We start from the raw sequence: 24,963 nt of genomic DNA, 5'->3' as shown, positions 1-24,963 counted from the left end.
GCTTCTTGGGGTGGCCAATATGGGCGTACGCCAAGTTGGAGGCAGCACTCAAAGGCCGGTATCCGGGCTTGCAAGACTTGATTGATCGCCTTCCCATGGCTCTAAAAAGCGACAGTGGCTTGCTTGATCAACCCACACTTGCTTACCGTTGCAGGGACAGCACAGGTTTCACACCTATTTCCCGTTTAACCGACGGTTTAGGGTCGGCACCTTGGAGGCGGCGATTCTAACAGCAGTTGCTGATGTTGTGCGTGCAGGGCTAGGGGTCAGTGGCAGTTGCCATCTCGGTTAATGGCACAGGAAAAGTAAAACGCCCCGTCTGAATAACGGGGCGTCTTGTCTAGGATGGGATTGCGTTTAAGCCGGGCTGGCTTATGCCTCACCTGTGAATTTGCGGATATGTTCCAGCAATTCGTCTTCCTGATAAGGCTTGCCCAGGAAGGCATTGACGCCCAGTTCAAACGCGTAGTTCTTATGCTTATCCGCTGTCCGCGAAGTGATCATGATGATTGGAATATCGCGGGTATCGGCATTGGCGCGCATATTCCGCGTCAATTCAAAGCCATCCATCCGTGGCATTTCCACATCAAGCAGCATGACTGCTGGACGAACATCCTGCAGTTTCTGCAGGGCATCCACCCCGTCCTTGGCGGTTTCCACCTGATAACCTTCACGAGCCAACAGGCGGCCAGTGATCTTACGTACGGTCAAGGAATCATCGACCACCATCACGATAGGCGCGGCTTGAAGCTGTTCCACCGGTGCCGGTGTGCCGGCAGCCATGGCTGTATCGAAGTCAGCTACCGGGGCGTCGGCACGACGTTGCAACAGTGCAAGTGGGTTGAGCAGCAACACGATATCGCCATTACCAAGCACCGTCGCACCGGCCACCCCGGCTACCCGCACCAGTTGCGGGCCGATGTTCTTCACAACCACTTCCTGGTTCTTCACCAGTTCGTCGACGTGAATGGCGATGCGATTTGTTGCCGAACGCAACAACATGATGGTGTTGTAACGTTTTTGCTCGGCTTGGGTATCGTAATCACCAATCAAACGGGGCAGGTAGTGGAAGGGATAGACGTTCCCCATCCATTCGAGCTGGTGCCGTTGGTAGAGTTGCTGAAGCGGGTCTAACTTCAGTTCCTGCACCTGTTCCACCATCACAGAAGGAATGGCATATTGGTGCGCCCCAACCTTGATCAGTACTGCCTGGGTAACGGCAAGTGTGAGTGGCAGATGGATTGTGAATGTCGTACCACGGCCTGCTTCAGAAGCAACGTCTACGCGGCCACCCAGATCTTCAAGTTCAGTCTTCACCACGTCCATACCGATACCGCGGCCGGATAGCTGCGTTACCTGGCTGGCAGTGGAGAAGCCGGCCTCGAAGATCAGCGCCATGATCTGGGCGTCGGTATATTCGCCGTCTGCATCTATCAGCTTTTGCTCGATGCCCTTTTGACGGATGCGTTCCAGATTCAAGCCCGCACCATCATCGCGGAGGGTCAAGACCAGTTCGTTACCTTCCTGGCGCGCTTCGACAACAATTTCGCCGAATTCGTTTTTACCAGCAGCGAGACGGGCTTCTGTACTTTCCAAACCGTGACCGATCCCGTTCCGCAGCATGTGCTCGAACGGTGACATCATCTTTTCCAGCACGGAACGGTCGATTTCTACCCGGCCACCCCTGATTTCCAAGTTGACCTTCTTGCCGGTGTCTTTACCTGTCTGGCGTACCACACGGTAAAGACGTTCGGAGATTGAAGAAAACGGCACCATGCGTACCCGCATCAGCTCCTGCTGCAGGTCACGTGTCATGCGCGCCTGTTGGGTCAGGGCGGCGGTTGATTCGTCTAGGTTCTTCAGCAGATTGTGCTGCACGGTCGCGACGTCATTCACGCTTTCGGCCATGAAGCGGGTCAACTCTTGCAATCGGCTGAAACGGTCGAATTCCAACGGATCGAAGTCGGGCATATCGCTGGCATGCGCCATGCGGGACTGCATTTGCGATTCAGCTTGGATTTCAATTTCACGCAACTGGCCGCGCAAACGTCCAACGTTGTCGGTCAGGTCTAGGAGCGAGCGTTTGAGTGCCAGCATTTCCGATTCGATGCGTGTGCGAGAAATCGATACTTCACCAGCCTGGTTCACCAAACGGTCAACCAAGTCGGCGCGTACACGCACTGTGCTCTTCCCGGCTTCTGTATCCACCAAGCCGAGCGCTTGTGGTGCTGCACGGGCTGCGGCGGCTTCCGGTGCTTGTGCTGTTGCACCGACGGCGGCTGCAATAGGGTGATCAAGCTCTTCATCAGTTTCCACCACCGGTTCGCCAGCGATCAGGCGATCCTGCAGGGTATTGATGACGTCGAAATCCAAATCGAGTTCATCAAGCAGCGCCGGCACCAAAGCTTCAGCAGCGTTGATCAACCGGGTTTCCATGTTATGAGTTGCTTCACCCAGACGCATGGCGCCTGCCATCCGCGCACTACCCTTCAGGGTGTGTAGCACCCGCTTGAGTGATTCCAGTGCATCGTGCCGGGAGGATGCATCACGCAGCGCACGTAGGTCAGCCGAAATCTGTGGCAGCAACTCCTGCGCTTCTTCGATGAAGATAGGCAGCAGTTGCTCATCCAGTTCATCGTGTACAGAAATGTCGGCCAACCGGTCGCCACTGCCCAGTGCGGCGATACTCCCGATGCCATCGGGCTCCGCAACCGTAGAGGGCGCTTCCGCGGCATCGGATTCGGGTAAGGCCGTGGCGAAGGTTTGTATCGATAAAGCTTCAAGTACCGGTGTTTCAAAGGCAGGAACGAACTCCTGGGTTGAGCTTGCCTCCAGGACAATAGCTTCATCAACCGGCGCCAGCGGCATGGCAGCAAGTTCATCCTCTCCCAACTTATCTAGTATGACTACCGGAGCATCGATGGCGGTTGAACTACTGCCAGCTAGGGGCGAGGTGATCTCTACGTCGGCATCAAAGAGGAAATCGGGTTCGTTGTCCTCGACTGCTGGCGGTAAGTCGGCTAGCGGGGTCTCGATTGATTCCGGTAACTCGATCGATAGGTCGATGTCGTCTGCGGCTTCAAGTGACGGAAGCGCATCTTCAACAATGACTGGCACTTGCCCATTGGTTTCCTCGGGCGAAATACCCAGGTCATCCAATTCGATATCCAGATTCAGGCCATCAAGATCTGGCGCGCTGGCTTCTGCTACGCCGGCAGCGGTATTGGTCGGTTCAGTCTCCAGGAAATCGAGATTCAACACCAACTCATCCGATGCGTCGCTATCGGGTAGGGCCAAGTTAGTTACTGGAATTGGCTGGCTGTCATCCAGGCTCAGATCCAATGGCGCATCCAAATCAAAATCAAGCGCCAGCGCCTCGTCGATAGTTTCGATTGGGGCGAGTTCGGGCTCGCTGATGATAGGGGGCACTACCGGCGCGATATCAGCGCTGGAGATAGGCTGCAGCGTACTGGTATGCGCTACTTCGTCTTTCAAACGATTTGAGAGCGCCAACAACATGGCAATAGTCTGTGGTTCGTCCTGTGGTGCTTCATAGCGACTGATTTGACTCAGCAGGACGCCAACCTTGTCGATCGCCATCGACAAGGTGTCATAGTCGGCTTGAACTGGAGGCACGCCGGCTTTTTGATAAGCAATCAATGCTTGTTCAATGCCATATCCAAGTTCGCCCAGCGACAGGAAGCCTGTTGTATTGGCAATACCGCACAATGTATGGGCGGCGTGAATAAATGCTGTTTTGACTTTGCCACCGGTGTTGAAGTCGGTGAATGCTGCATTCAACGTAGCAAAATGTCGGTAAGCTTCATCAAGGAAAATGCCAAACAAAGATTTCGAGATGCTGATAGAGCCGATCTGTATTTCAAGAGCATCGGATGAAGGTTCTGGTTGGTCCAACACCAGTGGGGCCGACTGGAGGGTAGGCGCTTCCTCTATACCAATATCGAAATCTAGCGCCCCCGCTTCGGCTGCGGCCGGTGTTTCCTCTGGCAACACAGGGAGATCCAGGCTGAGTGCATCAACACTGTTTGCCTGGGGCACTTCAAGCAATGGCTCGGCTGGCGTAAACGCGATGGTGCTCGGTGGCGCGATCACCTCTTCGATACTGTCGACGCTTGCTACTTCAGCTAGCGGTGCTACCGTGGGTGCTGGTGCTGGTGCTGGTGCTGGTGCTGGTGCTGGTGCTGGTGCTGGTGCTGGTGCTGGCTGTTCAGCACTGTCAGTATCTTCGCCATTTCTTAGTCGATCAGCTTCAGCAAACAAGGCTGCTGCATCGACCTTGGCTGTACCGCTCTCTTGCAGCTCGCCTACCCATTTGGCGAATTGTACGGAAGTGTTTTCCAATAGATTCCACAGAGCGGGCGAGGCCTGTTTTTCATCTTGCAGCCACTTATTCATAACCTGTTCAATCGCCCAGGCTACTTCACCGAGCTGATTCAGGCCTACCATGCGGCCACTGCCCTTGAGCGTGTGGAAACCACGGCGGATGACCGTAAGTGCGTCTTTATTTCCTGTAGATTCTTTGATTATCAGGACATGGCTGTCGATCGTAGCCAATACCTCGACTGCTTCTTCTAGGTAGACCTCAAGCAATTCTGCATCAACAGCGGCTTCGCTAACAGCTTGGCTGGCGGCCGGCTCTGGTGGTGCGGGCTCAGGCGTAGGAGCTGGCTCTGGCGCTGGATGGGTGGGGACTGCGGCAACAGCAGGGTGACTTACTTCTTCTTCCAGTTCATTATGGGTGTCGAATTCAGCAGCTACCTGTTCGGCCGCGCTAGGTTCATCAACCTTTGCAAGTTTTGCGGGCGCTACGACGTAGCCAATCTTTTGTAGCCAAGGTGCAATCAGCCTGGCTCGATCTTCTTCCTCGCGCTTCAGGGCGTCGATATAGAAACCCAGGCCTGATAGCGCTTCGGCCAGAAATTCCAAATCTCCAGCGGCAGCTTGATGATCTTCGGACTGGCAGTTACGGATGATTGTTGCGCAGGCATCCAACAGTGCCAATGCATCTTGCTCATCCAAAATTGTCAACGCACCACGAATCTGGCGAATTGGCGCATCTGTGCTTACCAATTCAGAACGCGTGCTGGTATCACGGAAAAAGTCGTCCAGAATCTGTTCGATCTGGGCGAGATTCGTTTGGATTTCCTGGGCAACCTGCATCATCAGCAGGCGTTCCTGGGCACGACGAGACACCTCGTCGAGTAGGCTGACATCCAGTTCCCCCACTGTGCCGTTGCGCAATCGATCCTGCATGGCTTCGGATTGGGCGGCAAAATCAGATGAGCGTTCTGGGTAAACCAGCAATGCATTTTCCAACAACAGCATTGCTGTGGCGACTTCCAGGGCTACGGATTCGGTGGGTGCACCCTTTAGCGATACCAATACTTCACCCACCGCTTGGGAAAGTGCGCCAAAGCCGGCTATTTGTACCCGCTGGCTATGCCCGCGTAAATCCGTAAGCTGCTGTTGAAATATAGGAAGGCGGTCTGTACTACCGCTACCAACGCGGGCCCAGTTGTCTTTGGCTTGTGCGACAAGCTCACGCAGCTCGCGTACAAGTTGTAGCGTAGCCAATTGCTGGGCATCATCTTCCAGTGCGCCAGACGGTAAAAGCTTGTCGAGTTCGAACGCTGCCCGTACAGCTGCGCATTGGGCGCTGCGTGTATTCAGATGTGCGACGGTATAGAGCACATCCCGGAACAAGCGCTCGGCAACCTTGCCGCCGCCTTCTGTGAGCCGTTTTAATTGTTGGTTTAGACGGGAAAACAGCTGCTTCAACTCAATATCGAGTTTGACATTGTTGTCCATCATGCCTTCGGCTACCGCGGCAGATGCCCACCAAAAGCCACGTTGCAAGCTGCTGGATTGGCTACGGGCAACACCAAACAACGCTTGCGCCATCCAAAGACTGCCATCTTTGGTGTCACCTTTGATCCATTTGAGCAGACCTGCTTCAAATCTGGAACGGGCTGCTTTCAGATAGGCAAGCTGATCTGCATCGTTGCGCTTTGTAACGGATAGTTGAGCGGGTAACTCGGCAGATAAAGAAGGAAAAAACAGGTCGGCACCACTGGCCTGTGTTTCACCACGCTGCGCGCGTACCCGCCGATAGGCAGGTAATAGCTTAAGGGGCAGGTCGGGTGAACCATTAACCAGGGCTTCCAGGTATTGGCTGAGGCTTGCGGCAGCTTCGGCAATCAAGCTGAGCAGAGAGGGACTTGCTTCTCCACGTTCAACCGCGCCCACTGCGACTTCCAATTCCTCGGCAAAGCGGGCTGCGCCCGAAAGGCCGACCATTTCAACTGCACCGCGAACTTGGTGCAAATGGGTTTGAACAAATTTCAGTTCTGCCGCATCTGTTTTGGCAGCATATTTGTCCAGGCATTGACGTGCCTTTTCCAAGGCTTGGTCAATTTCACCTTTGACCCAAATAAGTGATCCCAGGTCGAATTCGGTGTGCGCGCTCATCAGTATTGTCATTCCGCGAGAGGGCTAAAAGAGCCGGCCGCCTTGCCGTCAGACGTGCAGGGCGGCCAGGAGCAGATTAGAGCTTAAAGCCCGCGACCGAACCCTTTAGTTCGGCGGCCAGACCCGTTAGCTGACCAATCTGTACCGCAGTTTGCTTGGTACCGGCGGTGGTCTGCTCTGTAATGCGAAGAATATCCTGCATCGAGACCGCCACTTTGTCAGCCAGTTGTTGCTGAGACTCAGTTGCTTGCGCAATCGTCTGGATCAGCCCGGCCAATTCGTTCGACACTTGACCGATCTCATTCAGTGCTTGACCTGCCGCATCAGACAGCTTGGCACCTTCCACCACACCTTGGGTTGAAATTTCCATGGCGGCTACGGCATCGTGCGTATCGGCCTGAATGGTTTTCACAATCGCGCCAATCTGCTTGGTAGCTTCGCCAGAACGTTCAGCTAGTCGCTGCACTTCCTCGGCCACCACTGTAAACCCGCGGCCGGCTTCACCTGCAGAGGCTGCCTGAATAGCAGCATTCAGCGCCAGAACGTTTGTTTGCTCGGTAATGTCCGAGATCAACTCCACGATTTCAGTAATTTCCTGTGAGCTTTCACCAAGGCGCTTGATTCGTTTGGCTGTCTCTTGGATCTGCTCACGAATTTCGTTCATACCCTTGATCTGGTTCTGTACAGCCTCGGTACCCTTGTTTGCTGCCTCCAGCGACTGACGGGCCACTCGGGCGGACTCTGCTGTTGTACCGGACACACCGTTGATTGAGCGGGCAATGTTCTGCACCACTTCGTTAGTGTCGATAATTTCTTCAGACTGGCGTTGGGCGGCTTGCAGTAACTCGCCAGAAATTGCCTGGGCTTGCTGGGAAGCGGCCGTCACCTGATCGGTTGCGCGGTTAATACCGATAATCAGGCTGCGCAGCTCGTCAATGGTGTAGTTCATCGAGTCGGCGATAGCGCCAGTCAGGTCTTCCGTCACGGAGGCTCGTACTGTCAAGTCACCGTCGGCAAGGTCGGACATTTCGTTCAGCAGACGCAGAATGGCTTCCTGGTTCCGTTTGTTTTCCGCTTCAATCTCGGCACGACGACGTTGCGATTCGCCGTTGTACACACGAATCAGCCCGTACAGGCCAACGAAGGCCAAGATTGCGAAGACAATTTCCAGAACGATGACAAGAATACCGCTTGCTTGTTTTTCATAAGCATCCGTCAAGGCGCGCGTATCTTTAAGTAGCGTTTCGCTTTCCTTATAGATAGTTTGATTGGCTAGTCGAGTATTGACCAAGTTCTGCATGTTGCGTGAGAACGCACCCACCACTGTTTCAAAGTCTTTAAACAGATCACGAATTTCGACAAGCTTATCTTTTACTTCAGCATTGCGTGCGGCAGGAATACGGAGTTCTTCGCTACCGTCGAGCATCCCTGTAAGGGTATCGCGGAACGTATTGGTGTCTTTACCCAGCAGGAACACGACTTCAGGGTTGATGATTTCACCTGCCAACATGGCGTTGGCATTTTTAGCCATACGCTGAGACAACATCACTTGCTGGTTGGCCAACTCTATTTCGTGAACGGATGCGCCTGCTTCGGAAAGTAGAGACACAAGCTGCTGAGTCAGCTCTAAGAGCTTGGCATCGTTACGGTTGATGTCATTCACGCTCCGTGTCACCGAAATCAAGGTGTCCTTCTGTTTCAGAATGGTCTCAACGGTGGGTTTTTTCTGGCTAGGCCGGAAGTTCTCATCCCAGTTTTGCTTGATCTTCGAGAGAATACCGGCTGCTGCCCCGCCGGAAGCAGGGAGGCCATCACCGCCATCAACGAGGCGAGTCAGTTCTTGAGTAAACTGATTGTAGGCTTCGTCGAGGAATGAAAAGGCTTCGGCATTACCCTGAATGGCCTGGGCGGAGGAGCGAGCCATCCGTTGCGAAAGCATCTGCATTTCGGTTGAGGTGGCGCGGTAGATAGCATCGTGACCGGAGGATCGCACCATCAAGATGGTTGTCACAGCAAACAAGATGACGAAGACCACCATGGTGACCAAGCAGATTTGAATTTGGGTTCGAGCCGGTAAATGCCCAATTAAAGGCAGCGGGCTACCTCCATCCGCCTCGGCTTGTGGACGTATGCGGTCTAGGATCGAGACCGTTCTAAGCGGATCGTAAGCTTTCTCTTGCTTGGAGTCTGATGAAGATGACCAGAATTTCAATTTGGCCAACATGCCGCCTTGAGTCGAAGCGGTGGCCGCACCGTGGTTAGCACCTGCGGCTTTTTCCTTGCCGCCGCGCGATTTCATTTTGTCCAGCAGCGCCATATTCGCCAATCTCCCAGTTACTAATGTCTTTTGCGGCTCCGGAGGAGCCAGGTGCCGTGTGTTCAGGTAACTAACTTAACGGCTTACGAGCGTGAAGCCTCTTAGATAGTACCGACTTGTAGAAAGGGTGCTTGCTGCACCAAATCCGAAATCCGCAATTCACGCCACTCCCGGCCATCTGCGTCCCGTCGTGTCGGTCCACACCAAGGCACTGCGGGGTCTGCCGGCGCTACTTCTTCCATGTCCTGTACATTCCGTAATCCCAGCATACGGTTGACAAGCAGAGCAGAATTCATGATGTGGCGTGAATGAATCAACAGTAAGCGGCTTGCGGCTGAAACTTTAACGGGTTCATCTCCAAGGAAACCAGGTAAATCGACCACGCTGAAAAGGTTGCCGCGAATATTCGCTAGCCCTTTGAACCAGCGACGAGTCAAGGGTACATGCGCCATGCCAGGCACCGGCAGTACCTCACTTACATCAGTGAGATCGACCAGCCATGAAGAATCACCAACCTGAATGCCCAGCTTGGTCGTGGCGGTATGTGTGGCAGGCAGCGATTTAAGCCGCGCAACCACACTTTCCTGAAATTCGCGAAGACTGACGCGCTTGGCCATGGCTTATCCGATTAGCCGAGTGCGGCGATCTGTTGCAACAGTTCTTCGGGATTCACCGGCTTAACGACATAGCCACGTGCACCCTGGCGTTTGCCCCAGACGATATCGGTTTCCTGTCCTTTGGACGTGCACATGATGATGGGGATGTGCTGGGTCGCATCGTCTTTGGAAATGGTGCGTGTTGCCTGAAAACCATTTAGGCCCGGCATAACTACATCCATCAGAATCAGGTCTGGCATCAGTTCCTTGACGCGGGCCACGGCTTCTTCACCGCTTTCCAGTGTCATTACCTGAAAGCCGTTCTTGGTCAGCAACTCGCCCAGGAAGTGGCGTTCAGTCGGAGAGTCGTCGACGATCAGAATTTTCTTGATAGTCATGCGTTTGTCAGTCCTTTGGTGCTTGCACTAGGTGTGGGCAGCATGTGCGCCCACGGCTTGTAGCAAACTGTCTTTTGTGAATGGCTTGGTTAGGTATTCATCCGAGCCGACCATACGGCCGCGTGCTCGATCAAACAGACCGTCTTTCGAGGACAGCATAATGACCGGCGTGGATTTAAACTTTGGATTTTTTTTAATTAGCGAACAGGTTTGATAACCGTCCAGCCTGGGCATCATTACGTCGACAAAAATTACGTCCGGATGATGGTCGCTGATTTTTGCCAAAGCGTCGAAGCCGTCTTCGGCCAGAATGACCTCACAACCCGCCTGCCCGAGAAAAATCTCGGCACTACGGCGGATAGTATTGCTGTCGTCAATCACCATAACCTTAATGCCGGCGAGGTTCTGCATCGGCCTGTCTCCTTTTGCCCCTTCCGTGCGATAGGACACCGGAATAGCAAACGTTAACATAGCACAATGACAATCAAATCACTATCCGGCAGAACAGAAGATTAGTTTGAGTTCCGCATAAAACGAATAAAATGCCCCAGCCAAAGGGGAGGAAGGCTGGGGCCTGAAATACCGGCACGTATAATCGGCCGGGTCCCGCTCAGGGAGGGGAAGCGGGAGGTGTGCATACACCTGAGAATTAAGAGTCATAAAAATGGAAGTTAGTTCCCGTATTGTGGTCAGTTTGGGCGTTGGGATGCTTGATTGAACCAATCCCCAACCATTTTTTCGGCTTCTTCCGTGCCTTGTTTTTTTAGGCTTGAGAATAGTTGTACCGAGCAATTGGGCCATTTTTCCAATGATTGACGTACTTGCGTCAAAGTTTTGGTTTGTTCCTGGCGTGTCAATTTGTCGGATTTCGTTAGTAATACATGGACGGGTTTGCCGGTTGGTAAAAACCAGTCGAGCATATTTACATCCAGTGGCTTAAGTGGATGACGTGAATCCATAATCAGAACAAGGCCGATCAAATTGGGTCGGGTGGCTAAGTAATTACCCAGTAATTGCTGCCAATGGGCGCGAATCGCCTCTGGTACTTGGGCATAACCATAGCCAGGGAGGTCCACCAGAAAGCGTTCACCGCCGAGATCGAAATAGTTGATATGTTGAGTTCGACCCGGTGTCTTGGAAACGAAAGCCAGCCGGGTGTGGTTGGCGAGGGTGTTGATCGCGCTGGATTTACCGGCATTGGAACGGCCGACGAAGGCAACTTCCAGGCCGTTTTGCGGGAGCATATGCAGCTCATTGACGGTGGTATGGAAGCGAAGTTGACTGAACAGCGACATGGGAGCAATTCTCGTTATGGTATGTGCCTTTTGCGGCACCTGCAGGTTCGGATAGAATATCAGGTTTGAATCAAGACTTTGGCTCGACGGGCTACCCATCGGCCTCAGGGTTTTCGCAATACACTTATCAAAACAGAGCAACGACGGCGAAATCGCCGCACCCATCGTCATCAAGGAGTTACCTCTATGAAACGTAGCGCGCTGGCAATTTTGCTTGGCTTCGCGGCTTCTTTGGCCTTTGCCTCGGAAGCGCCTGCACCGGTAGCCAAGGCTGATCCGGCCAAGGGTAAAGCGGTCGTTGAGCAGGTATGTGCCGCTTGCCACGGTATTGATGGCAATAGCGCCGCCAGCGCCAATCCAAGCCTGGCTGGGCAGCATCCGGAGTATTTGTATGCGCAGTTGGCTGCTTTCAAGAAGGGGGAACGTAAGAACCCGATCATGATGGGGCAGGTTGCTTCGCTGTCTGATGCCGACATGAAGAACCTTGCCGCTTATTTTGGCGAACAGAAGCCCAAGGAACGCGCAGGTACGAACAAAGCGCTGATGGAAGCGGGTAGAAAGATTTACCGCGGTGGCAATCGCGAAACTGGCCTGCCCGCTTGCATGGCCTGTCACGGGCCTAGCGGTGCTGGGCTGCCGGTCCAGTTCCCGCGCTTGGGTTCCCAGCATGCTGCGTATATCGAGAAGTCCTTGAAGGACTACAAGGGTGGCGGTGAACGGGTAAATTCGATCATGAAGCCAATAGCTAGCAAGTTGTCTGATGCAGATATGAAGGCAGTTGCTGAGTACGTTGCAGGTTTGCGTTAAGTAGAAGGCAGCTTGCCGGGCGTTTTATCCCGGCCCGATATACCCAAGGGGTGGCCTCGCCACCCCTTTGAATTTGCTTACTGGACTCAAATTGCGTCGCCTTACATTCTGGCAAGCCGTTTATGAACTGTTAAGTTCGATGCGGTTTGCCATCAGCTTGCTGAGCATTATCGCGATCGCGTCGGTGATCGGTACCGTATTACAGCAGAACCAACCCTATTCGAACTATGCGATTGAGTTCGGGGATTTTTGGTTCCAACCCTTCCTCTGGTTGGGTCTGTTTGATGTGTACCACACTAGCTGGTTTCTAGGCATCCTGGCATTTTTGGTACTGTCGACCTCGCTCTGTATCTATCGGCAATCGCCTGGTGTCTTGCGGGATGTGAAGCACTATCGTGAGCAGGCTTCATTGAAGTCGTTGCGGGCGATGCCGTACCACAGCGAATTCGACTGTGCACAGCCTCAAGAGGTGTTGACCGGTGCGCAGGCGTGGTTGCTGACGCAGGGGTATCGTTTCAAGCAGCAAGAGCGTACAGATGGGTTAATGCTGGCAGCCAAAAAGGGCAGCATGCAGCGGCTCGGTTATTTGTTGGCGCATGCGGCCATCGTGGTTATCTGTATTGGTGGATTGTTGGATGGCAATCTGCTGCTCAAGTTGCAAGAAGTGCTTGGTCAGAAGGAAGTAGAGCTGCGTAATGTGCCACAGAGCCAGATCCCGGAGAGAAGTCGTCTCGGTATGGGCAACCTCTCTTTTCGAGGAATGTTGGAGTTGCCCGAGGGGACGGCAGGCGACGTGGTATTTCTGAATGCTGGCCGCGGCTATTTTGTCCAGGAATTGCCATTTACCGTCAAACTTAAACAATTCCATATCGAGCACTACAGCACGGGCCAGCCCAAGTTGTTTGCCAGTGACATTGAAGTTACGGAGAAAGCAACCGGCAAGGTGACGGCGGCCACGGTCAAGGTGAATCACCCATTGGTTGTGAATGGGATTGCCATCTATCAATCGAGCTTTGGCGATGGTGGTTCTCAGCTTCAATTTGCTGCATGGGATTGGTTTGGTAAGCAGGTACAGCCACAAGCGCTTGCTGCCGTTTCGCAGAGCAGCCAGCCTTTGAGTTGGCAGGGTAAGCAGCGGACTTTGGAGTTCGGCGACTTCCGCGCATTTAATATTGAAAACCTGGGCGAGACTGCACAGGCGCAAGGGCTAGGTAAGTTGTTGCAGGATGTACGGCAGGTAAAGGCCGAGAAGAAGGTCAAGAATGTTGGCCCTTCCATTCAGTTCAAGGTGCGTGATGCGCAAGGCCAGGCTCGTGAATATCTGAATTACCTTGCGCCATTTGAGCAAGATGGCCGCTATTACTTGATGAGTGGGGTACGCAGCGAAGTGGCGGCGCCTTTCGCCTTTATCCGGATTCCTTTGGATGCTGATCTTCAGCCCGATACGTTTATGCGACTACGTGCGACGATGTTTGATACGGCTGCATGGCGGGAGGTTGCCCGGCGCACTGCGGAAAAAGCCCAGCGGGATGGCGCCATAAGCGCACCCTATCGACAAGAGTTTGAGCAGAGTCTGCACTGGGTGCTGCAGCGATTTTCAGAGGGCGGTTTCGCGGCGCTGGAGAGCTTTCTGGATGACAAAGTACCCAAGGATAAACGCCAAGTAGTGGCGCAGACTTACATAAAGCTTTTACAGGGAGCGGTTATCGACGTGATGAAGCTGGCGCAAGAGCAGGCTAAGCAGCCTGTTATTGAGTTGGACGAAACGCACTACCGATTCTTGATGGATAGCTTGGTGGCAATATCGGCCAGCTTTGACTACGGCAGTGACTTCTATTTGCAGCCGGTTGGTTTTACCGAAGTGAAATCAAGTGGTTTTCAACTGACGCGTAGCCCGGGCAAGAATCTGGTCTACTTGGGAAGTCTGCTCCTGGTTCTCGGCATTTTTTGTATGTTCTATATTCGCGAAAATCGGATTTGGGTTTGGGCAGGTGCGGGAAAAGTGTTGCTTGCCATGAGTGCAAATCGCCGTGATGAGCAGACAGCAACAGAGTTCGCACGACACACCGAAACGCTGACTACGTTGGTTGGTCGGCAAGAGGACGGCAAGACATGAATACCACCACCTTAGATGTAACCAAGCCTCAGCCTGCTAATTTGCTGTTCTGGCAGGGATTGAAATGGGGCGATCATCTTTTTGCTGCGCTGGTCTTTGCTACGGCGGCTGTGGCGTTTGGCCGATACCGCACATTCATGGATGGCTATGAGCAAGCCATCTTGGTGGGCATGGCGTTTGGTGCGATTGCATTGGGTTGGTTCTGGAAGCCGGTGCGCGTGTTTCTGCCGGCGAGTGGGGCTTTGGCCTTAATTGGAATTGGTCTCTACGGGGATGATTTGGCGCGTGGCCAGACAGCTTTCTGGCTTAAGTATCTGCTTGCCAGCCAGTCATTGGTGATGTGGATGTGTGTGTTGTTTGTGCTGGCCACGGGTTTGTATTGGTTGGGCTTGGCGCGGCGTTCCGATACGGCGGAGTCCATTGCATCTGGCCTGACGTGGGCCGCGGCTGGGGCGGCAATGAGTTGGTTTTTCGTGCGGTGGTACGAAAGTTATCTGATTGGCCCGGATATCGGCCACGTGCCTGTATCGAACCTATACGAGGTTTTCGTTCTCTTTTGTTTGATTACCTCGCTGATGTATCTCTACTACGAACAGCGTTTTGCCACGCGGCGCATGGGTGGTTTCGTACTGTTGGTGATCTCAGCGGCGGTGGGTTTCATCCTCTGGTATTCGATCGACCGCCAAGCGCATGAGATTCAACCGCTGATTCCTGCCTTGCAGTCGTGGTGGATGAAGATTCACGTCCCTGCCAACTTCGTTGGATATGGCTCCTTTGCTTTGGCCTCGATGCTGGGAATCGCCCAGCTATTGGCTTCGAAGGGGGTGTTAGCCAGCCGTCTGCCGAGCTACGACACCTTGGGTGAGGTAATGTACAAAGCCATCGCCGTTGGTTTCTTGTTCTTTACCATTGCGACGATATTAGGAGCAATGTGGGCAGCAGATGCCTGGGGTGGCTATTGGAGCTGGGACCCAAAAGAGACCTGGGCACTGATTGTCTGGTTGAACTATGCAGCTTGGCTGCACGTAAGGCTGGTCAAAGGCTGGCGAGGAAATGTGCTGGCTTGGTGGGCGGTAATCGGCCTATTTGTCACCACCTTTGCCTTTTTAGGCGTGAATATGTTTTTGTCGGGTTTGCACTCTTACGGCACACTTTAGGCTGTATTTGCTCGGTGGTTTGCAATAGCCCAAGCTCAAATCAAGCTTGGGCTTTTGCTTTACTGTGCTGGCATGCCTGGGTTTTCAAAAGTCACCATAACGTGCTTGTAGCAGTGCTGCAACGACGGGGGCTACTGTTTCAGTTCTGAAAATACGTGGGCCGAGCAACAATGGGAGAAAGCCTGCAGACATGGCGCTGGCTTCTTCCTCAGTCGAAAATCCCCCTTCCGGCCCTATCAGTATTTGCACCGTTTTGGCTTGGGTGGGCAAGGCATCCAGCCCAATAGCACCGGTGGGTGAAAGCAGCAATTTCAGATCTGCTGTCGGTGCCTTGGCCAACCATTGCTCTAGTTTGATAGGGGCCAGGATGCTTGGTATTCGAGTACGGCCACATTGTTCGGCTGCCGCTTCAGCCACGGCCTGCCAGTGCTGCAAGCGCTTTTCGGCTCTGTCGGCGGCAAGTTTGTAACCGCAAAAGGCAGACTGCACAATTTGGATGACGCTTACCCCAAGTTCGGTGGCCTTCTGTACGGTGTAGTCCATTCGCTCTGTGGCGGATAGTGCTTGCACCAAAGTGATTTGCAGCGGTGATTCACGTTCAGTCGCATCGAAGCTATCTACGGTGACTTTTACATGCCGTTTGCCCATTTCTAGAACATGGGCGGTGTATTCCCCGCCTTGGCCATTGAATAGCGTCAGTTCGTCGCCAGGTTGTAAGCGGAGGACTTGTAAATGGCGTGCGTTGGCTTCCGGTAAGTCGAATTCGAGTCCGCAGACAAGGGGTAGGTCAAGATGTAGGCGTGGCATGGTTGTTGGGCAGCTATTCAATGAGGCAGATTATGCCAGCCAAGCCGGGCCTATACTGCGTTCATCATCTGCTCCAGGAGTCACCTATGGCCAGCATGACCACGCCGGTCTGCCAGTTTGGTTTGGCGGCAACCGATTTCAATTTGCCCGGTACGGATGGCGTGCATTACAGCTTGGCGGCCCTGCGTGGGCCGAGTGGCTTGCTGGTGATGTTCATCTGTAATCACTGCCCCTATGTAAAGGCGATTCGAGAAGCGCTGGTAGTGACTTGCCAGGAGTTGCAGCGTTATGGGATTGGTTGTGTAGCCATTAACAGCAATGACCCAACAACCTACCCTGATGATGACTTCGAGCACATGAAGGCCTACGCAAAGGCTTATCACTTTGGCTTCCCTTATCTCTATGACGAAAGCCAAGCTGTTGCCCACGCCTATGGTGCTATCTGTACGCCGGATTTCTTTGGGTATAACAGTGAGCTGCAATTGCAGTACCGTGGCCGTTTTGATGACTCGGGCCGTACACCAACCGGCAAAGACAGCTCGCGTGATTTGTTGGTGGCAATGAAGCAGATTGCCATGACGGGTGAGGGGCCCAGGCAGCAAGTTGCCAGTATCGGCTGTGCGATCAAGTGGCGCAGAGGTTGAGGCCTGTCAGCGGCTTCTAGCGAGTAGTATTTTGAACGTGCGCTTGGGTGTAGCAGTCTAGTAGGTCAGCTGATCCAGCTGTTTAGCGCCTTGCCATTTCACGAGCTCACCGCAGGTGTTCTGCCTGCGGAATTCAACGTCCTGAATTAAATAAGCTAAAACGGCAAGCTTGAATGTCCAAGCCAAGGTATCGGTATTGAAAAAATCCTGCTGCCAGCGCGTACATGCAGATTTTTTTATTCAAAACATGGTGTTATATGTTGCACTGCAGCGATGAATAAATTCACCGCATGTGATGAATTTATTCATCGCTTGTGATTAAATTCGCAGCAACTCAATCCCGAACTGCAAGGAAGTCATCATGCCCACAAATGCCGATCTTCATGCCCGTCGACTTGCCGCTACACCGCGTGGTGTGGGGGTTCTGGGGGATTTCTTTGCTGAACGTGCTGAGAATGCGCTGGTTTGGGATGCAGAGGGTCGTCGTTTTATCGATTTCGCCGCCGGGATTGCTGTGCTGAATACAGGCCATCGTCATCCAAAACTGGTGGCAGCGGTCAAGGCGCAGCTTGATGCATTTACCCATACTTGCTACCAGGTTGTGCCTTATGTGGGCTATGTAAAGCTGGCCGAGAAGCTGAATCAGATCGTACCGATCGATGGCCCAAAGAAAACGGCTTTTTTCTCGACTGGCGCGGAGGCTGTTGAGAATGCAGTCAAGATAGCGCGGGCTGCTACTGGCCGCAGCGGCATCATTGCTTTTTCGGGTAGCTTCCACGGTCGGACCATGATGGGTATGGCGCTAACCGGTAAGGTCAACCCGTACAAGCTGAATTTCGGCCCCATGCCGGCTGATGTTTTTCATGCGCCGTTTCCTATCGAATTACACGGAGTTAGCTCGGCTGACTCGATCAAGCATCTGCATATGTTGTTCAAGGCAGATATCGATCCTAAACGTGTTGCTGCCATCATCATTGAACCAGTCCAGGGGGAAGGTGGGTTCTATTCGGTGCCGAAACCTTTCTTTACCGAACTGCGTAAGCTGTGTGACGAACACGGCATTCTTTTGATCGCTGACGAAGTGCAGACAGGGTTTGCCCGCACCGGAAAAACTTTCGCCATGGAACACTATGACGTAAAGCCGGATCTAATGACCATGGCCAAGAGCTTGGCTGGCGGTTTTCCACTTTCCGCTGTCACGGGACGTGCTGATTTGATGGATGCACCAGCCCCGGGTGGTTTGGGTGGTACCTATGCAGGTAGTCCATTGGCGATTGCGGCTGCTTTGGCGGTCATTGATGTAATCGAAGCGGAACAACTCAATGCACGTGCCGAACGCTTGGGGGCTGCGTTGAAGGAGAAACTCAATAGTCTGAAAGCTGCTGTTCCCCAGATCGCCGACATTCGGGGGCTTGGGTTTATGGTGGCAGTGGAATTCAACAAAGCCGGCAGTGATGAACCGGATGCAGACTTTGCGAAAAAGGTGCAAACCGAAGCCATGAAGCGGGGGTTGATCCTGCTTACCTGTGGTGTGTATTCAAACGTGATTCGCTTCTTGGCGCCGTTGACCATTGATGATGCAACGTTTGCTGAAGCGCTCGATATTCTTGATGTTGCCATGAAAGCCTGAGGAAGAAACCATGCTGAACCTGAAAGATACTAGTTTGCTTAAGCAGCAGTGCTATATCGATGGCAAATGGCTGGATGCGGACTCGGGCGAGACTATTCCGGTAAATAATCCGGCTACGGGTGAAATCATCGCCTATGTGCCCAAGATGGGCGCGGCTGAAACGCGACGTGCAATTGAGACTGCCAACAAAGCTTGGCCTGCTTGGAAAGCTAAGCCCGCTAAAGAGCGTGGTGCTGTGCTACGTAAGTTGTATGAGTTGATGTTGGCGAATCAAGATGACTTGGCCGCTATCCTGACAGCAGAGCAAGGTAAGCCGCTGGCGGAAGCCAGGGGCGAGATCGCCTATTCCGCAGCTTTTTTCGAATGGTTTGCCGAAGAAGCCAAGCGTGTTTATGGTGAAACGATTCCCTCCCCATGGGGTGATAAGCGGCTGATGGTGATTAAGCAGCCCATCGGCGTTACCGCTGCGGTTACTCCGTGGAATTTCCCCTCTGCCATGATTACCCGTAAGGCAGGCCCTGCGCTGGCTGCCGGATGCCCGATGGTAATCAAGCCCGCAAGCCAGACACCACTTTCTGCACTAGCTATGGCGGAACTGGCGCACCGCGCTGGGGTGCCGGCAGGTGTGTTGAGCGTTGTGACAGGCTCGGCTAAAGCCATCGGTGGCGAGCTGACGGCAAATCCTATTGTGCGCAAACTCAGCTTTACTGGCTCAACCGAAATTGGTCGTGAATTGATGGCGGCTTGTGCGCCGACTATCAAAAAAGTGTCGCTGGAGCTGGGAGGAAATGCACCATTCATCGTATTTGATGATGCTGATCTGGATGCGGCGGTTGAGGGGGCTATTGCATCCAAGTACCGCAATGCTGGTCAGACCTGTGTCTGCGCTAATCGGTTGTATGTCCAGGCAGGTGTTTATGAGGCATTTGCCGAGAAGCTGGCGGCAGCTGTGGCCAAGTTGAAAGTGGGTAACGGTGTCGAGCCGGGTGTAACCCAGGGACCAATGATTGATATGAAAGCCGTTGAGAAAGTGGAAGAGCATATTGCTGATGCGCTGGCCAAAGGCGGTAAGCTACTGGCAGGCGGTAAGCGGCATTCGCTGGGACATAGCTTTTTCGAGCCGACGATCGTAACGGGTGTAACGACCGATATGAAGGTTGCACGTGAGGAAACCTTTGGTCCGCTGGCGCCCTTATTCAAGTTTGATAGTGAGGCAGAGGTTATTGAACGAGCCAACGATACAGAATTCGGCTTAGCGGCATATTTCTATGCGCGTGATATAGGGCGGGTGTGGCGGGTGGCTGAGGGCTTGGAGTATGGCATGGTCGGTATTAACGCTGGCCTGATATCCACTGAAGTCGCGCCTTTTGGCGGGGTAAAGCAATCAGGCCTGGGTCGGGAAGGCGCGCACCACGGCATCGAAGATTACCTTGAAATTAAATACCTATGTCTTGCGGGAATGTAACTTCGGCGCTACGATTACATTAATCGCACTGGTTTTTGGGTGCGAACCATTTCCTCCTCCTCTTCCCGCCTTAGGTCTTCGGACCGGCGGGAACTTTTTTTGTGGTGTTGTTGCTCGTAAAGCTAATTTTTCTTATTGAAAACAAAACCATATATGTAAAAAGCCGATGTCTATGCATCGGCTTTTTACATATATGGTCGGCGTGAGAGGATTCGAACCTCCTACCCCTTGCTCCCGAAGCAAGCGAATAGCGTTCCACCAAGGGCCGAAGGAATCCAATATATGGCCTGAAACCCTTGTAAACACTAGGTTCTGTGTTCTTGTCCATTCCCAGGAAGTCCGGCACAATCCGCGCCAATCCTGATTTTTTGTCGGGGCATTTGTCGGGGCAGCAGAATGGCAAAACGCGAGAACCAATTAACGGTGCTCTACCTCAAAAGTCTGAAGCTTGAAGCCAAGGGAACAACTGTCAAAGATGGCGGCGGCCTTTCCGGTGTCGTGTCGATTGGTCGTGATGACCGGATATCCATCAGCTTTACCTACCAATTCCGCGTCGGAGACAAGCGTCGGGAAAAGCGCTGCGGAAGTTGGCCAGCTTCTGACTTGGCGACTATCCGTGCTGAACGTGACCGGCTACGGGCCATAGTCGCGGAGGGGGGAGACCCCATAGAGCAAGCCAACTTCGAGCGAGAGCAGGCAGAGCGACAAAAGCGGGAAGAGGCAGCGAGGCTGCGTGAGGCCGACGCGGAGGCTGCTAAGCTGGCAAACCGGCATACGATAAGCAGCCTGTTTGAAGCTTGGCATAGCGCCGCTGCGACCAAGCGTAAGGATGCGGGGAAAGAAGTTCGGCGTGCATTCGAGAAGGACGTATTGCCCTCTATTGGCAGTATGGCGCTTGAAGACGTGCGCCGCAGGCACGTCATGGCCTTGCTAGATGACATTACTGCCCGTGGTGTTGGCCGAATGGCGAACCGTGTTCTATCTGACTTACGCCAGATGTTCCGCTATGCGTTGATTCGTGAGTATGTGGAAATAGACCCGACAGCGCTTATATCCAAGGAACATGCAGGCGGAAAAGAAGAGGAGCGAGATCGTGTGCTATCACCGAATGAAATCCACCAACTCGCTGCTACTGTCCCAGTTTCCGGTCTGGTGAATGTCGCCGGCCCTGCCCGACTGGAGTTACCGACACAGTGTGCTATCTGGCTCATGCTTTCTACTCTGGCGCGGGTTGGGGAAGTCGTAAGGGCGCGTTGGCAAGATGTGGATTTCGAAAAGAAAGAATGGCGCATCCCCGCCGAGCACAGCAAGAACGGGGAAGCGCATTTAATTCACCTTTCCGACTTTGCTTTGCAGCAGTTCAAGCGATTGCGAGGCCCACGTGAATTTGCAAAAGCCCGAGTAGCCTATGCGATAGATGAAACGTGGGTATTTCCTGCCACGCGACGCGAAGGCTATGTATGCATCAAGACTGTCCAAAAACAGATTAAAGACAGGCAACGCACTACGGCCCTCAGTAACCGCACAAAGACTTTTGATGCGCTGAGCCTATCAGGCGGTGATTGGACCGCCCACGATCTACGCCGCACAGGGGCAACCATGCTAGGCAACCTTGGTGTGCGTGGTGACGTAATCGAGAAATGCTTGAACCATGCGGAGGACAATAAGGTGAAGCGGATTTACCAACGTGCCGAGCTACTTGAAGAGCGCCGAGCGGCATTTTCCTTGCTAGGTAATCGGCTCGACTTGTTGACCCGTGCCAACGCGGAGAATGTCATCCCATTGATTAAACGGGCCTGAGATATCTACGAAAGCTGGTTACTTCTCCAACCAAGTCCTAAAGCCAAGCGGCATATAACGGGTTTGCTTGGTGGAAAGAAGCAGAAAACCAAGCCGAACTCGTGTGCGACCTAAAAACAGGTGTAACCGGTGTTACGGTGTAACTCATTACATAATGTCTTGTAGATACAGGGTATTAAAGGGCTTTGGTGGTTACACCTTGGATACACCGCCTGCTTGGTGATGTAACCAAAGTAAGCCAGTTGTTGCCTGCCGCCTTGACCATCTGCCATCTATCAACTCGCCCCGCATACGCCGAAAAAACCAGCCATCAAGCAAACACCATTTCGCTGTAACTGTTCTCCAGAGCGGATTTGCGAGCAAATTACTTGTTCGATGTATCAATTTTCTTAAGAATAAATAATTATATTGGTAATTGAATTTTTCAATGAATTGCATATTAAGATCATTGAAAAGCATAGAAGGTACATTTCCTTGCATCGTCCCAGCACGTCCCACACATTCCATGCGGATTTCAGGGAGTTCGGGCACGCTTCAACCAAGGCTTCCTAAAGCCCGATGAGTAGGCGAAAAAGCCTGAGGGGGCTTGTTGCCGCCATCTAAATACTGTGAATAATAGGCATCCATTGGCCGCACTGGCACACATGGAGACCCTAAAAATGAAGTCGCAATTCACCGCACAGCCGCAAGCCCAAGCAACGCTCCCTACCATCATCCGCCGTAAACAGCTTGAAACCAGAACTGGGTTATCCCGCTCGGCGATCTACGACAAGCTCAACCCTCACAGCCCGCGCCATGACGCTACCTTCCCGACTCAAATTAGCTTGGGCGGAGACAGCGTCGGTTGGGTTGAGTCTGAAGTGAACGCATGGATTGAGTCGCGCATTGCCGGTAGCCGTAACAGCAGCACTGACAGCCGCCCAGCAAGCAGAAAGAAAGCGCGAAACACGGCCGGGGAGTGCGGCAAATGAATCAGCTTGTCGCTTTTAATTTTGATACTCAGGGCTTACGGGTTGTTGTGGGTAATGACGGCGCGCCATGGTTTATAGCTGCCGATGTACTGGCAGCGCTCACACTAGACCGCAAAGCATTGGAACGCCTTGACGGTGATGAAAAGGGAGTGAATTCAATTCACACCCTTGGAGGTGAGCAAGAGATGACAACCGTCAGCGAGTCCGGCCTTTATGCATTGGTGCTCGGTAGTCGCAAACCAGAAGCTAAACGATTCAAGCGCTGGGTAACTAGTGAGGTGCTGCCCTCAATCCGCAAGACTGGGGCTTACCACACCACACCTGCCAAGCTACCGGTACCCGCCCCCGCGCAAGATCGGGTTGCCGCGATTCTGTTGCTTGGTGAGGCTATCGCCCAAATGCCAGGGGTCAAGCAGGGCATTGCGATGGCTGCGACGCTCGCCTGCGTTGCTGAAAACACCGGTCTATCCGTAGAGTCGCTGCGTCGCTCGCTACCTACCTGTGATGAGGTGCTGGCAAGCATGACGCCGACTAGGCTGGGACAGTTGATGGGTGCTAACGCCAAAGCGACCAACCTACGCCTTGCGGTCATTGGCCTGCAAGTTCGCAATGATCGCGATGACTGGGAATTAACCGAAGCCGGCCAAACTTGGGCAGAAGCACGGCCATTTTCTCGTAACGGCCATTCCGGCTACCAGATTCTGTGGAAACCAACCGTAGTTGAGTTGTTGAAGGAGGCTGCGTAATGACTGGGTATTTGGTCCGTGCGCCGGGCTCTTCTCCCACATTTTCCTCGGCGAGCCGCTTGACTGGGCGCTTACAGGGCAGCGATACTGGGCGCACTCAAAACGCTAGTAGTACCCGCAAGCACCCAAGCTGTGCGGTTTTTTTACGTCCATCGTGCGCCCTGCACTTTGGTGTAATGCCCTTTTTCAAAGGGCGGGACGATAGGCCGAATACAAGACCCGCAAGGGGAATGAGGCCACGGCAGCTAGTGTGCCGAGTTGAGTCCCGCCCACCTCTACACCGGCTACTACCCGGTTTGGAGGCCATTTCACTCAAAACACTAGGAGGCCAATCATGGCTTTGAACACGACCGCTCCCAAGTGCGACAACCCTGAAATCCACCAGCTGCGCAATGCGGTGAAGTCAATGGATCGCTTGTCGCAAGATGGACTGTCTGAAATGACCGCCATTGCCAGACTCGCTCTGGCTTGGCTCGAAACACCAGATAGCTACCAGCATATGGACAACATCGCTTATGCCTTGCAAATGATATGGGGCAAGGCGGACGACATCCAGAACAGCATCAACGCCCAAGCCGAAGAGGTTGGTTGTCACTATGTGGATGATGCTCGGCACCGCCGATGGAATGCGCAGCGCGCTGCGCTAACTTCGGCAGTAGGAGCATGAGGTATGAGTGAACTCATCCAAGTTGCTGAACGCCAGATTGGTGATGGCACCATTCAAACCGTTAATGCTCGCGAACTGCATGTCTTTTTAGGGTGCGGTGAAGGATTCTCCCACTGGATCAGGAAGCGCATCGAGCAATACGATTTCCTTGAAAATCAGGACTTTGTGACTTTTCGGGAAAATACCCCAAAAGGTCGCCCCCGTATCGAATACGCCATCAGCATTGACATGGCAAAAGAGTTGGCAATGGTCGAGCGCAACGAAAAAGGCAAACAGGCTCGACGCTACTTCATCGAGTGTGAGCAGCGGGCCAAGTCCAATGTCATCGACTTGAATGCAGCGCTATCCGACCCAACCAGGCTGCGTACTGCGTTATTGGCTTATACGGACAAGGTTGTGGCGCTCGAAGCCAAGGTGCAGGAACAGGCACCTAAAGCCGCCTTCCATGATGCCGTGGTAGGCGCCATCAATTGCCAGAGCGTGCAGGAGATCGCCAAAGTGCTGGGCACTGGACCTAATCGCCTGTTCAAGTTTCTGCGCGATGAGGGCCTGTTGATGCGTGGCAATCTACCCTATCAGCAATACATTGATGCTGGACATTTTCGGGTTGTCGAGAAGCATTACAACGATCCAAAAGGCGAAAAGCATATCTATGCCCGGACGTTAGTGACCGGCAAAGGTTTGGCCTTCATTCAGAAGCGATTCCGGGTTCAGCACACGACTGGCGTTGGTGAAGCTTCCCACCGGCAAGACACCGTAGCTCTCCGCTAAGGATTAAAAATATGAGCAAGTTATTGATTCCCGCCAGACGGGAAGGGGTGAACTTTGCCCGGAATATGCCCCGCCTTGATGCTGAGACCGTGCGTTATGCCGCTAGTGGTCGTTGGGCTTCAATCTTAACGGCACTCGGCCTGTCGGCAGATACCTTTAGCAGCAAGCGCAATCGACCCTGTCCTTGCTGTGGCGGTACTGACCGTTTCCAATGGATAGACAAAGACGCAGGTCGCTTTGTCTGTCGGGCACTAGAGGGCCAGGGCGGTGATGGCTTTGCGTTGGTC

20 protein-coding genes and 1 riboswitch are annotated in these 24,963 nt (G+C 53.3%); of the genes, 12 read left to right on the top strand and 8 right to left on the bottom strand.

What is annotated here, in order from left to right; translation table 11 throughout:
- Positions 1 to 35: 35 nt before the first annotated feature.
- Positions 36 to 229, bottom strand: a riboswitch (cobalamin riboswitch).
- A 143-nt stretch (positions 230 to 372) separates the two neighbouring features.
- The 6 genes from CSQ89_RS10560 to yihA form a co-directional block, all read right to left on the bottom strand.
- Positions 373 to 6,489: a hybrid sensor histidine kinase/response regulator gene (locus CSQ89_RS10560; RefSeq protein WP_158228957.1), complete on the bottom strand. Its 6,117-nt coding sequence runs from the start codon at positions 6,487 to 6,489 to the stop codon at positions 373 to 375.
- A gap of 76 nt (positions 6,490 to 6,565) precedes the next feature.
- Positions 6,566 to 8,806, bottom strand: a complete 2,241-nt coding sequence (locus tag CSQ89_RS10555) for a methyl-accepting chemotaxis protein (protein WP_199065416.1) — start codon at positions 8,804 to 8,806, stop codon at positions 6,566 to 6,568.
- Positions 8,807 to 8,907: 101 nt separating this feature from the next.
- Positions 8,908 to 9,423 (bottom strand): chemotaxis protein CheW, encoded by a 516-nt coding sequence (locus tag CSQ89_RS10550; RefSeq protein ID WP_099406122.1) that lies wholly within the window; start codon positions 9,421 to 9,423, stop codon positions 8,908 to 8,910.
- 11 nt (positions 9,424 to 9,434) lie between these two features.
- Positions 9,435 to 9,800 carry a response regulator gene (locus CSQ89_RS10545; RefSeq protein WP_099406121.1) on the bottom strand — a complete coding sequence of 122 codons (366 nt, stop codon included), beginning with the start codon at positions 9,798 to 9,800 and terminating at the stop codon, positions 9,435 to 9,437.
- Positions 9,801 to 9,827: 27 nt separating this feature from the next.
- Entirely contained in the window at positions 9,828 to 10,211 is a 384-nt protein-coding gene (locus CSQ89_RS10540; RefSeq protein ID WP_099406120.1) for a response regulator, read from the bottom strand.
- Between the two features lie 278 nt (positions 10,212 to 10,489).
- Complete coding sequence (yihA, locus tag CSQ89_RS10535) at positions 10,490 to 11,095, bottom strand: ribosome biogenesis GTP-binding protein YihA/YsxC (RefSeq protein ID WP_099406128.1); 606 nt, start codon at positions 11,093 to 11,095, stop codon at positions 10,490 to 10,492.
- A 186-nt stretch (positions 11,096 to 11,281) separates the two neighbouring features.
- Between yihA and CSQ89_RS10530 the strand changes: the two genes are divergently transcribed.
- The 3 genes from CSQ89_RS10530 (at position 11,282) to ccsB (ending at position 15,175) form a co-directional block, all read left to right on the top strand.
- Positions 11,282 to 11,902 carry a c-type cytochrome gene (locus CSQ89_RS10530; protein ID WP_099406119.1) on the top strand — a complete coding sequence of 207 codons (621 nt, stop codon included), beginning with the start codon at positions 11,282 to 11,284 and terminating at the stop codon, positions 11,900 to 11,902.
- 91 nt (positions 11,903 to 11,993) lie between these two features.
- Positions 11,994 to 14,018: a cytochrome c biogenesis protein ResB gene (locus CSQ89_RS10525; RefSeq protein ID WP_199065413.1), complete on the top strand. Its 2,025-nt coding sequence runs from the start codon at positions 11,994 to 11,996 to the stop codon at positions 14,016 to 14,018.
- The gene (gene ccsB / locus CSQ89_RS10520) at positions 14,015 to 15,175 is read left to right on the top strand and encodes a c-type cytochrome biogenesis protein CcsB (RefSeq protein WP_099406117.1); all 1,161 of its coding nucleotides are present in this window, start codon (positions 14,015 to 14,017) and stop codon (positions 15,173 to 15,175) included. Before CSQ89_RS10525 ends, ccsB begins: the two co-directional genes overlap by 4 nt.
- An 84-nt stretch (positions 15,176 to 15,259) precedes the next feature.
- Here the strand turns inward: ccsB and CSQ89_RS10515 are convergent, their stop codons facing one another.
- The gene (locus CSQ89_RS10515; protein WP_099406116.1) at positions 15,260 to 15,982 is read right to left on the bottom strand and encodes a 16S rRNA (uracil(1498)-N(3))-methyltransferase; all 723 of its coding nucleotides are present in this window, start codon (positions 15,980 to 15,982) and stop codon (positions 15,260 to 15,262) included.
- 86 nt (positions 15,983 to 16,068) lie between these two features.
- Here CSQ89_RS10515 and CSQ89_RS10510 point away from each other — a divergent pair, with 86 nt between their 5' ends.
- The 4 genes from CSQ89_RS10510 to CSQ89_RS10495 all read left to right on the top strand — a co-directional run bounded on the left by CSQ89_RS10510 (position 16,069) and on the right by CSQ89_RS10495 (position 21,521).
- Positions 16,069 to 16,626 (top strand): thioredoxin family protein, encoded by a 558-nt coding sequence (locus CSQ89_RS10510; protein ID WP_099406115.1) that lies wholly within the window; start codon positions 16,069 to 16,071, stop codon positions 16,624 to 16,626.
- A 361-nt stretch (positions 16,627 to 16,987) separates the two neighbouring features.
- Positions 16,988 to 18,256 (top strand): 4-aminobutyrate--2-oxoglutarate transaminase, encoded by a 1,269-nt coding sequence (locus CSQ89_RS10505; protein ID WP_099406114.1) that lies wholly within the window; start codon positions 16,988 to 16,990, stop codon positions 18,254 to 18,256.
- A gap of 10 nt (positions 18,257 to 18,266) precedes the next feature.
- Positions 18,267 to 19,721, top strand: a complete 1,455-nt coding sequence (gene gabD / locus CSQ89_RS10500; protein WP_099406113.1) for an NADP-dependent succinate-semialdehyde dehydrogenase — start codon at positions 18,267 to 18,269, stop codon at positions 19,719 to 19,721.
- Between the two features lie 396 nt (positions 19,722 to 20,117).
- On the top strand, positions 20,118 to 21,521 hold the full coding sequence (locus tag CSQ89_RS10495) for a tyrosine-type recombinase/integrase (RefSeq protein ID WP_099406112.1): 1,404 nt from the start codon (positions 20,118 to 20,120) through the stop codon (positions 21,519 to 21,521).
- Between the two features lie 192 nt (positions 21,522 to 21,713).
- Here CSQ89_RS10495 and CSQ89_RS22050 read toward each other — a convergent pair whose 3' ends face one another.
- Positions 21,714 to 22,052, bottom strand: a complete 339-nt coding sequence (locus CSQ89_RS22050; protein WP_139023045.1) for a hypothetical protein — start codon at positions 22,050 to 22,052, stop codon at positions 21,714 to 21,716.
- 128 nt (positions 22,053 to 22,180) lie between these two features.
- On the opposite strand from CSQ89_RS22050, the gene CSQ89_RS10490 reads away from it, so the two are divergent.
- The 5 genes from CSQ89_RS10490 to CSQ89_RS10470 form a co-directional block, all read left to right on the top strand.
- Positions 22,181 to 22,492 carry a helix-turn-helix transcriptional regulator gene (locus CSQ89_RS10490; protein ID WP_099406111.1) on the top strand — a complete coding sequence of 104 codons (312 nt, stop codon included), beginning with the start codon at positions 22,181 to 22,183 and terminating at the stop codon, positions 22,490 to 22,492.
- Complete coding sequence (locus CSQ89_RS10485; protein ID WP_099406110.1) at positions 22,489 to 23,238, top strand: BRO-N domain-containing protein; 750 nt, start codon at positions 22,489 to 22,491, stop codon at positions 23,236 to 23,238. The genes CSQ89_RS10490 and CSQ89_RS10485 overlap by 4 nt, the downstream gene beginning before the upstream one ends.
- Before the next feature lie 334 nt (positions 23,239 to 23,572).
- A complete protein-coding gene (locus CSQ89_RS10480) occupies positions 23,573 to 23,905 on the top strand; it encodes a hypothetical protein (RefSeq protein WP_099406109.1) in 333 nt (110 codons plus the stop codon).
- A gap of 3 nt (positions 23,906 to 23,908) precedes the next feature.
- Positions 23,909 to 24,676, top strand: coding sequence for a phage antirepressor KilAC domain-containing protein (locus tag CSQ89_RS10475; protein ID WP_099406108.1), 768 nt, complete (start codon positions 23,909 to 23,911; stop codon positions 24,674 to 24,676).
- Between the two features lie 11 nt (positions 24,677 to 24,687).
- Positions 24,688 to 24,963 (top strand): primase-helicase zinc-binding domain-containing protein (locus CSQ89_RS10470; protein ID WP_304441797.1); only part of this gene is annotated, 276 nt, incomplete at its 3' end.

Source organism: Chitinimonas sp. BJB300 (assembly GCF_002735695.1).
Lineage (GTDB): Bacteria > Pseudomonadota > Gammaproteobacteria > Burkholderiales > Chitinimonadaceae > Chitinimonas.
The sequence above is the reverse complement of the archived record's forward strand: the minus strand, read 5'-3'. Positions and strand labels throughout refer to the sequence as shown.